This is a genomic window from Scandinavium sp. (genome assembly GCF_051650185.1).
Lineage (GTDB): Bacteria > Pseudomonadota > Gammaproteobacteria > Enterobacterales > Enterobacteriaceae > Scandinavium.
Window position 1 is genome coordinate 1 of sequence record NZ_JBOFIN010000049.1, and the last position, 10,890, is coordinate 10,890.

Annotated in this window: 11 protein-coding genes and 2 pseudogenes; 5 read left to right on the forward strand and 8 right to left on the reverse strand. The window is 52.0% G+C overall.

The window, feature by feature from the left end; genetic code table 11:
* A partial coding sequence (gene rplI, locus ACRCWW_RS06000; protein WP_438681594.1) for a 50S ribosomal protein L9 occupies positions 1–392 on the forward strand: 392 nt, incomplete at its 5' end.
* A 145-nt stretch (positions 393–537) separates the two neighbouring features.
* On the forward strand, positions 538–1,467 hold the full coding sequence (locus ACRCWW_RS06005; RefSeq protein WP_438681595.1) for a DMT family transporter: 930 nt from the start codon (positions 538–540) through the stop codon (positions 1,465–1,467).
* Positions 1,468–1,505: 38 nt separating this feature from the next.
* On the opposite strand, the gene ACRCWW_RS06010 is transcribed toward ACRCWW_RS06005, so the two are convergent.
* Positions 1,506–2,180 (reverse strand): LysM-like peptidoglycan-binding domain-containing protein, encoded by a 675-nt coding sequence (locus ACRCWW_RS06010; protein WP_438681596.1) that lies wholly within the window; start codon positions 2,178–2,180, stop codon positions 1,506–1,508.
* Positions 2,181–2,311: 131 nt separating this feature from the next.
* Between ACRCWW_RS06010 and fklB the strand changes: the two genes are divergently transcribed.
* Both fklB and cycA read left to right on the forward strand, forming a co-directional pair.
* Complete coding sequence (fklB, locus tag ACRCWW_RS06015; protein ID WP_404659150.1) at positions 2,312–2,932, forward strand: FKBP-type peptidyl-prolyl cis-trans isomerase; 621 nt, start codon at positions 2,312–2,314, stop codon at positions 2,930–2,932.
* A gap of 308 nt (positions 2,933–3,240) precedes the next feature.
* Positions 3,241–4,644 (forward strand): D-serine/D-alanine/glycine transporter, encoded by a 1,404-nt coding sequence (gene cycA / locus ACRCWW_RS06020; RefSeq protein WP_438681597.1) that lies wholly within the window; start codon positions 3,241–3,243, stop codon positions 4,642–4,644.
* Positions 4,645–4,706: 62 nt separating this feature from the next.
* Here cycA and ytfE read toward each other — a convergent pair whose 3' ends face one another.
* From ytfE to ACRCWW_RS06040, 4 genes are all read right to left on the reverse strand, one after another.
* Positions 4,707–5,369 carry an iron-sulfur cluster repair protein YtfE gene (ytfE, locus tag ACRCWW_RS06025; RefSeq protein WP_438681598.1) on the reverse strand — a complete coding sequence of 221 codons (663 nt, stop codon included), beginning with the start codon at positions 5,367–5,369 and terminating at the stop codon, positions 4,707–4,709.
* An 82-nt stretch (positions 5,370–5,451) separates the two neighbouring features.
* Complete coding sequence (locus tag ACRCWW_RS06030; RefSeq protein ID WP_438681599.1) at positions 5,452–6,426, reverse strand: DMT family transporter; 975 nt, start codon at positions 6,424–6,426, stop codon at positions 5,452–5,454.
* A gap of 73 nt (positions 6,427–6,499) precedes the next feature.
* On the reverse strand, positions 6,500–7,324 hold the full coding sequence (locus tag ACRCWW_RS06035) for an AraC family ligand binding domain-containing protein (RefSeq protein WP_438681600.1): 825 nt from the start codon (positions 7,322–7,324) through the stop codon (positions 6,500–6,502).
* Between the two features lie 79 nt (positions 7,325–7,403).
* On the reverse strand, positions 7,404–8,252 hold the full coding sequence (locus tag ACRCWW_RS06040; protein ID WP_438681601.1) for an SDR family oxidoreductase: 849 nt from the start codon (positions 8,250–8,252) through the stop codon (positions 7,404–7,406).
* 252 nt (positions 8,253–8,504) lie between these two features.
* Between ACRCWW_RS06040 and ACRCWW_RS06045 the strand changes: the two are divergent.
* Positions 8,505–8,710, forward strand: a pseudogene (locus tag ACRCWW_RS06045) (IS3 family transposase); the annotation flags it as partial.
* Positions 8,711–8,843: 133 nt separating this feature from the next.
* On the opposite strand, the gene ACRCWW_RS06050 reads toward ACRCWW_RS06045, so the two are convergent.
* The 3 genes and pseudogenes from ACRCWW_RS06050 to ACRCWW_RS06060 all read right to left on the reverse strand — a co-directional run.
* Positions 8,844–10,151 carry a type II toxin-antitoxin system HipA family toxin gene (locus tag ACRCWW_RS06050; protein WP_438681602.1) on the reverse strand — a complete coding sequence of 436 codons (1,308 nt, stop codon included), beginning with the start codon at positions 10,149–10,151 and terminating at the stop codon, positions 8,844–8,846.
* Positions 10,151–10,564: a helix-turn-helix transcriptional regulator gene (locus ACRCWW_RS06055; RefSeq protein WP_438681603.1), complete on the reverse strand. Its 414-nt coding sequence runs from the start codon at positions 10,562–10,564 to the stop codon at positions 10,151–10,153. Before ACRCWW_RS06055 ends, ACRCWW_RS06050 begins: the two co-directional genes overlap by 1 nt.
* A 212-nt stretch (positions 10,565–10,776) precedes the next feature.
* Positions 10,777–10,890, reverse strand: a pseudogene (locus ACRCWW_RS06060) (IS630 family transposase); the annotation flags it as partial.

Sequence of the window (10,890 nt, forward strand, 5' to 3'; positions counted from 1 at the left end):
ACGTTAAAGCGGGCTACGCTCGTAACTTCCTGGTTCCACAGGGTAAAGCTGTTCCTGCTACTAAGAAAAACGTAGAGTTTTTCGAAGCACGTCGTGCTGAACTGGAAGCCAAACTGGCTGACGTTCTGGCGGCTGCTAACGCTCGCGCTGAGAAAATCAACGCACTGGGCACCGTTACCATCGCGTCTAAATCTGGCGACGAAGGCAAACTGTTCGGTTCCATCGGTACTCGCGACATCGCTGATGCAGTTACTGCTGCTGGTGTTGATGTGGCTAAGAGCGAAGTTCGCCTGCCGAACGGCGTTCTGCGTACCACTGGTGAGCACGAAGTGGACTTCCAGGTTCACAGCGAAGTGTTCGCTAAACTGGTAGTAAACGTTGTTGCTGAGTAATTCATTACTCTGAAATAACGACGAAGCGCCGGCCCTGTGCCGGCGTTTTGCTTTTCTGCATCGCAACTTTTCACTTGTATGGTAGCTATTGCTTTGCCATTTACGGATAATGAATTGAAACGCTATTTTGATTCAGGTGTCAGTAATGGAAATGGTTACACCCGCCCCGCTTTTTACCCGTAAGAATGTTGTCTACCTCGGCGCTACACTTTGCTGTTTGCTGTGGGGAAGCTCCTATCCCGCCATTAAAAATGGCTATGAAATTTTCCAGATAGCGACGGACGATATTCCGTCGAAAATCATCTTTGCTGGTTATCGCTTCCTCTTCGCCGGGCTACTTCTGCTGTTGTTTGCCATGGCACAGCGCAAACCGATTGCCAGGCTTAGCGGCCGTCAGTTTGGCCAACTGACGCTGCTTGGCCTCACGCAAACGTCTATCCAGTACGCCATTTTTTATATTGGCCTGGCTTTTACTACGGGCGTGAAAGGGTCAATCATGAATGCCACCGGCACGTTCTTCAGCGTACTTTTGGCACACTTCATTTATCAGAATGACAAACTGAGCTACAACAAAACGCTCGGGTGTATCCTCGGTTTTGCTGGCGTCATGCTGGTGAACTTCAGCCATTCGTTGATGGACTTCAGTTTTGTCTGGCAGGGCGATGGGTTTGTGGTACTGGCGGCGTTTATCCTTTCTGCCGCAACGCTTTATGGCAAACGTATATCACAAACCGTTGATCCTACTGTGATGACCGGCTGGCAGCTGGGCATTGGCGGCGCTGTGCTGGTGGCGGGTGGCTATCTGAGCGGTGGCTCGTTAACGTTTCATGGTGTTGAATCGGTGGCTGTGCTGGGCTATCTGACGCTGCTTTCTTCGGTGGCCTTTGCACTCTGGAGTACCTTGCTGAAGTACAACCGTGTCAGCATGATTGCGCCTTTCAACTTTGTGATCCCGGTGGCGGGAACCGTGCTTTCAGGCATTTTCCTTGGGGAAAATATTCTGGAGTGGAAGTATGCGGTGGCGCTGGTGTTGGTGTGTTCGGGGATTTGGTGGGTTAACAAACGCAGTGAGTGATGGATGGCCCGGCAGCGCGAGTGCCGCCGGGCGAAAACTTATCGGACGCGGATATAGCTTCCGTCGGCCTGACGGGTGAACAGCGCCTGCTGTCCATTACCGCTTTCGACGGTTAAGCCTGTGACCACGCCGTTGGCATTCTGTCGCACCTGAACCATCTGCCCGGCTTGCAGTGAGCTAAGCGGCTTACCGGCACCTTCCACTTTTGACATCGCATAAACATCCGTGGCGGGCAGGTTATGATCGCGGAACAGCTGCGCCAGCGTTTTGCCCGGCTCAACCCGATAGGAACGCCATTGCTGCTCAATGCCCGGTAAGGATTGCGCTGTTTCTGACGTGGACTGCGGTTGAGTCTGAACCTGAGCCTGAACTTGAGGCTGATCGTCCGGTTGTTCTTCCTGCACGACTTCCGGCGCGGCTGGTGCAGCCTGGCCCGGATCGTTGACTGGCGGAGAAGAGACAATCGGCGGCAGCGGTTGTTGCAGATTGCCCTGCTGCGGCTGAGATTGCGATTGCAAATCGAGCTGCGCATCGCGGCTTACAGGCTGCGTAACGCTATCATTCGTGGGAAGCAGAAAGCCGATAATGACCAGGGCAAACCCCGCGATGATACCGCGACGGTGCAGCGGAGGCAGCGGGTCCATCAGTCGAATGTTATCCGGAGCATGCCAGATTTTTTGTAATGTCGGTTTTAGTGCGAATCGCCCGGGCATGGGTTACCTCCTGCTCCGCGTTTCCCTGTTTGCCCCTCAGTATATACATTATTTTGCCGAGACAAAGTTTTACCCAATGCGGCCTGGCTGATATGCTGCCCGCTGATTTTCATCCGATGAAAGGAAAGACCATGGCAACCCCGACTTTTGACACCATTGAAGCCCAGGCGAGTTACGGCATTGGCCTGCAGGTAGGACAACAGCTCAGCGAATCTGGCCTGCAGGGCCTGCTGCCAGAAGCGCTGGTCGCGGGCATTGCGGACGCGCTGGAAGGCAAGCAGCCGCAGGTACCGGTAGATGTGGTGCACCGTGCTCTGCGTGAGATCCACGAGCGTGCTGATGCGGTACGTCGTGAGCGTTTTGAAGCCATGGCAGCGGAAGGCGTGAAATATCTGGAAGAAAACCGTGAGAAAGAAGGCGTGAGCAGCACCGAATCCGGCCTGCAATTCCGTGTTCTGACTCAGGGCGAAGGCGCTATCCCGGCTCGTACTGACCGCGTACGCGTTCACTACACTGGTAAGCTGATTGACGGCACCGTGTTTGACAGCTCTGTCGCGCGTGGCGAACCAGCTGAATTCCCGGTTAACGGCGTTATCGCTGGCTGGATTGAAGCCCTGACCCTGATGCCGGTTGGCTCTAAATGGGAACTGACCATTCCTCATAACCTCGCTTACGGCGAGCGTGGCGCTGGCGCGTCCATCCCTCCTTTCAGCACCCTGGTATTCGACGTCGAACTGATCGAAATCCTGTAAGTCCGCTGAATCCTCTCCCGGCAACGGGAGGGGAGCATAAAATCAGCGCTAAATTCTTAAATCAGAAGTTTGTTAGCATTTAATCTTGCATTAATGAGCGGTGAGTGTATTTTTGTGAGCTGTTTCGCGTTAACAGAGTGATATAACACTCACTTCCAACATCTTATTAACATAATAACCATTTCAGTGTATTCAACCCGCCGATTCTTACCTACTATCGATAAGTCTTAAAAAATGAAACCTCGACAGAGGGATTCAATGGCCAAAGAGCCAGCACAACACAACAGGAACAACAGGAAGAAAATCACATGGTAGATCAGGTAAAAGTCACCGCCTCTGAGGAACCGGAGACGGAACAGTCGCTACGGCGCAATCTCACCAACCGACACATTCAGCTCATTGCCATCGGTGGCGCTATCGGCACCGGTTTGTTTATGGGCTCCGGTAAAACTATCAGCCTCGCGGGGCCATCGATAATCTTCGTCTATATGATTATCGGTTTCATGCTCTTCTTCGTCATGCGTGCAATGGGTGAGTTGCTGCTGTCGAATCTCGAATATAAATCTTTTAGTGATTTTGCCGCGGACCTGCTGGGGCCGTGGGCAGGCTATTTCACCGGCTGGACATACTGGTTCTGCTGGGTGGTGACGGGGATGGCGGATGTGGTCGCCATCACGTCGTATGCGCAGTTCTGGTTCCCCGGGTTGTCCGACTGGGTGGCGTCACTCGCGGTTATCTTGCTGTTGCTGGGCTTAAACCTCGCCACGGTGAAGATGTTCGGCGAAATGGAGTTCTGGTTTGCGATGATCAAAATCGTCGCCATTGTCGGGCTGGTGATTGTCGGTCTGGTGATGGTGATGACGCACTTCACCTCCCCAGGCGGTGTGCAGGCCTCTTTCGACCATTTATGGAATGACGGCGGCTGGTTCCCGAAAGGGATCAGTGGATTCTTCGCGGGCTTCCAGATAGCGGTGTTTGCCTTCGTGGGGATTGAACTGGTTGGCACCACGGCGGCAGAAACCAAAGATCCGGAGAAATCCCTGCCGCGCGCGATTAACTCCATTCCAATCCGCATCATCATGTTCTATGTGTTCGCGCTGATTGTGATTATGTCCGTTACCCCATGGGGTTCAGTGGTGCCGGATAAGAGCCCGTTTGTTGAACTGTTCGTTCTGGTCGGGCTGCCTGCGGCGGCGAGCATCATCAACTTTGTGGTGCTGACCTCTGCGGCTTCTTCAGCCAACAGTGGAGTCTTCTCCACCAGCCGCATGTTGTTCGGCCTGGCGCAGGATGGTGTGGCCCCGAAAGCGTTCGCGAAACTTTCTAAGCGTGCGGTTCCGGCGAAAGGCCTGACCTTCTCCTGTATCTGCCTGCTGGGCGGCGTGGTGATGCTCTATGTGAATCCAAGCGCCATCGCGGCGTTCACGATGATCACTACCGTGTCGGCGATTCTGTTTATGTTCGTGTGGACCATTATTCTGTGTTCATACCTGGTCTATCGCAAACAGCGCCCGCAGCTGCATGCGGCATCCAAATACAAAATGCCTTTGGGTAAGCTGATGTGCTGGGTCTGCATGGCGTTCTTTGTTTTCGTGCTGGTGCTGCTGACGCTGGAAGACGACACCCGTCAGGCGCTGATTGTCACGCCGCTGTGGTTTGTCGTGCTGGGTGCGGGTTGGCTGTATGCGGGTAAGAAACGGTTAGCTAAGTAGTTGCTTTTCCCCTCACCCTAACCCTCGCCCCTTTGGGGAGAGGGCCGGGGTGAGGGGAGATATCACTCTCCCGCTAAAGCCCGGGGAAACAGCACATTGTTCTCAAGACTGATATGCTCCATCAAATCATCAATCAGCTCGTTAATGCCGTTGTACATCGCTTTCCATGTGGTGCACGCTTCAGGCGGCGGCGTGACGTTGTTGGTCACATGCTTGATCACTTCCAGCAGTTCGCCCGCGTCATCATGTTCGCTCTCCATCACGCTGATTGGCCCCATCGCCTGATTGCCCATGCCCTGTTTGATCATCGGGAACAGGATCTGCTCCTCTTTCATCATATGGCTGGAAAGCTCCTGATGCAGCGCTGTCAGATATTTGGCCAAGCCGCGTGGCACGTTAGGTTTATCAGCATGAACGCGTTCCACTTTGGTTGCTTGTAAAATCAGCTCCGGCAACTGCTCACGATGTCTGTCGTGATAGCGCACAAGAATATGATCGATGATTTCCGCGAGCGGCGTGGTACGCCATTCCTTCTCCACGGGGGCTTCTGCAAGCAGCGCCAGTTCGGCTTCAATCACCGCCACATCCAGCTCTTTGCGTGCCGCTGCGCGCTCCAGCGTCTGTTTACCGCCGCAGCAGTAATCCATATCGTACTTACGGAACAGCGCGGATGCGCGTGGAATGGAGAGTGCCAGTTCACCTAAAGGTTGATCGCGAAGGGCCATAGCCGTTACCTCATGTGGAAAATATAAGATGCATATTAAATGCATCTTTAAGGTAAGGGAATACCCCTTTAGGAATACGGCATTATTTGACCGTGTCTTCCTGGAGTGACTGGAGCTGCGGTTTTTGCGGTTTAGCCCGAACCGCAATCACCACGCCGATAACCAACAGGGCGATGCCCGTCAGCGTCAGCAGGGGCGGAAAGCTTTGACGCAGCAAAAAGGTGTACAGCAATCCGGCCAATATTTCGAAGACGATCAGCGGCCCGACGATCACTGTCGGCAGGCGTTGGCTGGCGATATTCCAGCACAGCGCCCCGACCCATGAACAAAAGACGGCGATAGCGATCATCAGTGTGATGAACACCGCCGGACGCGGGCCAAAAGGCAGGGGGAAGCTTTGCTCATGGCCGTTCAGCCATAAACAAGCCAGGACGTAGCCCAACAGCGAAACAGGCAGTGTCACTAAAGCTTGGGCAGTGGCCCACATCATCGGATGTTTGTCCGGGTTATCGCGCAGCCAGCGGGCGTTGCGCAGCGCATACCATGCCCAGCACGCCACAGAGATGAGCGCCAGCCCAATCCCCGTGCTGTAGCGCCACCAGCTGAAATCAGGCAGGCCATGGCTCAGCTCCGCGATGTTCACACAAACCAGCCCCGTCGCAGTGCACAACAGCGCAGGTGCCATCCGCATCCACGAGAGTTTGCCGTCATGTCGGCTGTACAGCAGGTTTGCAAAAATGGGGATAACGACGGGCAGCGTGCCGATAATCATGGTCGAGACGGGCCCGCCTGCACGTTGAATAGCGCTGGCAAGGCAGACGTAATAAATCAGGTTACCCATCATCGTCAGGCCCAGCGCGGTGAGCCAGTCTCGTCTGGCTAGCTGCTTTAATTTAGCGCGGCCGAGCCAGGCTAAAGGGAGGGCAATCAAGCCCAGCGCCAGGTAGCGGCCCATCGACTGCAGCACCGCCGGGTATTCCGGTACCAGCAACGGCCCTACAAAAATCAGTCCCCACATTAACCCTGCCAGCAGGGCGTACAGCACACCACTCATCATTGTTCATACCTTCTTTGTTGATGGCGGCAGTGTAGGAAGCCTGACGGGGGTGCGTATTGTATGAGGTTGCGCATTAGCGCGGAAAAACCTGCTTTTGATAGCGAACAGGCGTAATGCCGTAGCGGCGAGTGAAGGCACGGGTGAGGTGCGACTGATCCGTCAGACCCGTTGCGGCGGCCACTTCAGCCGCAGGCATACCGCGCGTCAGAAACGCTTTGGCGCGCCACAAACGAATCGCCATCAGCATTTGATGAGGCGTGACGTGATAACGGGCTTTGAACTGACGCTGGAAATGGTACGGGCTAAGCGACACCACGCCCGCCAGTTCGTCCAGCGTCATGGCATGCATATAGTTATCGTGCAGATAATCTCGAACCCGTTCAAAGCGGTGTGCGGCTTCTGCATGCAGAGGGGCATGGCGAGCGAAAGGTCGGAACGTATCAATCAACTCTAACAGCAGGCCTTTTTGCGCCAGCGGATCGTCAGTGTTCCAGAGGCCATATATTTGCTGGCACAGCTGCGAGGAGCGCTGAGCATCGTGACGCAAGACATCGCTGAACCACCAGTGACGAATGCCGGTGACTTCTTCCAGCAGATCAGGCTCCAGATACACCATGCGATAACGCCAGCCGTCGGCGGTTTCCGCTTCGCCGGTGTGCAACTCATCGGGGTTCATGGTGACGACAGAATTGACGGGTGCCACGTATTGCGTGCCGCGATAGCGAAAGCGCTCTGCACCCAGCTCAATCGCGCCAATGCCGAAGGCTTCGTGGGTGTGAGGTTCAAAGGCGTAGCGTGAGATATGGGCGTGATAAAGCTCCACGCCGGGCAGGTGAGGCAGATGGCGAAAGCTCGCACAATCTCTTTCATCGATGAACTGCTCAGGAACGCCCTGCACAACACCCTCCCGTGAACTATCCCGTCATTATCGGAGATAGCCCACGGTGATGCCACAAAAATTAACCAACCGTTAACTTTTACAGAATGGCTTTGACGCTGTCAGCCAGCGGTGTCGTCGGGCGGTTGATGAGTTTGCTCAGGGTATGGCTGTCATCAAACAGGCCACCTTTGGACGCACCGATATCAGAATCTGCGAGCATATCCGCGAGCCCTGCTGGCAGGCCGACGCCTTTCAATGCTGCGGCGAAATCCGCTTCGCTCAGGTTCTGATAGCTGACAGGTTTCCCACTCTGCTTACTGAGTTCAGCCGCCAGCTCGCTGAGCGTCCAGGCCGTGTCACTCGCCAGCTCATACACTTTTCCGGCATGGTCGTCGGAGCTGATCACTTTAGCGGCTGCGGCAGCGTAGTCTGCACGAGGAGCAGCCGCGATTTTGCCTTCACCTGCCGCACCGATAAACACGCCGTGTTCGATAGCCGGTGGCGCGCTGGCCAGATAGTTTTCGGTGTACCAGCCGTTGCGCAGCAGCGCATAAGGAATACCGGATTCGGCCAGCATTTTCTCGGTGGCAACGTGTTCAACGTGCAGACCAAGCGGCGATTTATCCGCATGCAGCAGGCTGGTGTAAGCGATGAATTTCACCCCAGCCGCTTTTGCCGCACGGATGGCATTGCCATGCTGCTCTGCACGTTTGCCGACTTCGCTCCCGGAAATCAGCAGCAGTTTATCCACGCCCTGCAAAGCAGCCTGCAATGAAGCCTGGTCGTTGTAGTCGCCCTGACGGACGGTGATGCCTTTATCGCTCAACGCCTGAGCCTTTGCCGGGTTTCGAACAATCGCCACTAGCTGATTAGCAGGTACTGTGTTGAGCAGGTTTTCGATAACGAGTTGGCCAAGCTGGCCAGTAGCGCCGGTAATTGCGATCATGAGGTGACTCCTGTTTAGTGACAATAAAGTTGTATCCTTAATGCGGAAAATGACATTAAAGTTGTATGCTTATTTTCCATATGCTATTGATCATTCAACCTTAGAAAGGCACTTCGCACCAAAGGATTCTGTATCGAAAAAGAGGTACAAAGCGTTGCTATGAGAGTGCAATGATAGGCTGTTATTCTCATAGTAAACTTGGCAAAAATTAGCACGTTAAGTGTTGGTTCGTTTGGATGTCATTTCGAGTATCCCTTCACTACTAAAAGTTTAGTCCCCCGAAAACCAAGTACGGTTCAGTTCGTGAAGAAGATGAAGGAAGACTATATCGCGTTCATGGCAAAACCGGATGCGAGAACAACGCTACGAAACCTTGCAGTAATATGAAAACCACACACAGTGCGCTGGGATATAACTCCCCGAGGGAATACCAGTGGCAGCGAGTATCGTTAACTTAAGACACAACAGCTGTCTGGATATGTCGGTCAAGATCAACATCTGCATACACTCGTCGCATCGAATACATTACAGAAATACCTAAAAAATCCGTATATGTAACGTATACGATGCAATCATACCTGTATGTGTGAATTACCAGCTTATCCTGAGTGACTTCTCGACACTCTCAATCAGTGCTTCTGGTACTCCCTCATCCTCAGCATAGTCTCGCCACCCAGACACAATACGTATGGTTTCATCAATGATGTTTTTCGCTTTGCTTGGACGAAGGCCACTGATCTGTTTTGCGACGGAAAGAAGGTCATCCATAACAAATTTATCTCGCTTTCCAGCTAACGTTAGTTGATGGGCATTAACCCACGGGGAATCGGCTTTAAAACTCCACGCAACATCGAACGCTGGGGCAAGGGTCCACTTAAAGTTATCATCAACCATAAACGACCAGTTCTTAGTATGATCATCATGGTTGCGCGCAACGACATTGAATACCATTCGGCGATAAATTTGCTCTTGCTCTTTGTTGGACAATCCCAGCTGCCGAGACACTGCAAGCAACTCCTCGTAGCTAAATGCCCCTGGTTTTCTGAAATCAGCATGAGCAATACCGCACAAACTTAAAACATGGTATTTCTGGTTATTAACTCGATCAAAACGCTTTGTCATAAAATGCGCTCTATCGGAGTTCTTTTCGCGTAATAATTCGCACTCTGACATTGAAATACCTACATCCTTGGCCATGAGGTGATATACATATTCCATTACGCCATACCCCTTCGGATCGCCGAACGTCTCCTTATCTGATTTATGCTCCTGTACGCCATCAAATTTGAGGAGGTAATGCTCGAAACCTTCAGGAACTTCTACCTGACCGGAACGTATCTCAGATCTGTCAGCATTAACGGCAACAACCGCTTTAGCCCTAGCCCCGCCCGCAGAGGTGCCAATCTGTAGCAACTTAGCTAATGATGATTCTTCATAATCATTAAGCTGAAGTTCATCCCGCGAATCCAGGACTTTCTGGGCCATTGAAACAAGTTCGCCGATTAAAATGGGTTGGCTATCAACCTCCAGATTGTTATTCGTGGGCTGGTATTCCAGCGCACCCATTCCTCGTGTTCCGGTATAAAGCAAACGGTCTAACGCTAAAAATTGTGATTTATCCTGACCCTTCCTTGCTAACCAGGCATTAATTAATGAGTTACCGAAATCGTCTGGTAATGAATCAGCAAAAGCAGCTGGCAATCCCCTGTATGTCTCGAATGCCAGAGCAGGAAAGGAGAATAATTGATTGTTTAAGGGAAGATGGATTGGTGACAGACTAAATCCGTCATTCTGCCACTCTTTTGTATATTCGAAAGTGGCAAAGCCACTATCATCGATATATGCTAAATACCCAACAGGAATACCATCAAAGAGCACTTCACAAGAGTTAGCTATCATTATTCAACCTTAAATTTTTTGCGGTTTGCGAGTAACGTTTTAACACTACCCTGAGCTGCTTTTTTTGACTTTAAAGATCCACTTACATGGTAATGAGCAATATTGTGTCCAATCTCTCTACGGAAATTTCTCACCTTCAATTTTGAGTTGCCCGCAATAATATCTGATGGTCGAATTGTTGGCTCAGGCACCAGAACATCAAGTCCTTCAAGCAAATTCAGTTGCCGAAGCACAGCGATAAAAGTGCCAAAGCTACAAGTCCCCTTTTCTAGCCTTGCATAGGTGGGCCTGCTTATCCCGAGACTATCCACAAGAGCCTCTTGAGACATACCTCTCGTTTGGCGGTGTACTTCAAGGCGGTTAAATAACTCTTTACTGATCGCAAGATCAGTCATCGTTTTGGTTATCTTCATGAACACCTCTTCGTAATGTATACGTGTTATTTTAGCATCAAAATGCCATTTTTGTAACGTATACGATGCGAAATGGCATTGTCGCGGTTGCCTGCTATTGCGAACCTACGCCGTAAACAAAATACATATGATAACGTGTAATTCTGAACTAGACTGACCGCATGATATTAGACATTTTCGTCCTCACAACTAAATAGCTGCGCCTAATACCGCTACACTTTTGCCTGACCATGTTTTCCTCCGGGGAATGGGCTGACTGTTTCCATAAAATGGTGAACTTTTCTCAGCAGCTGCCACATTGTCCGGCACTGATGGTTTCGGGTTAT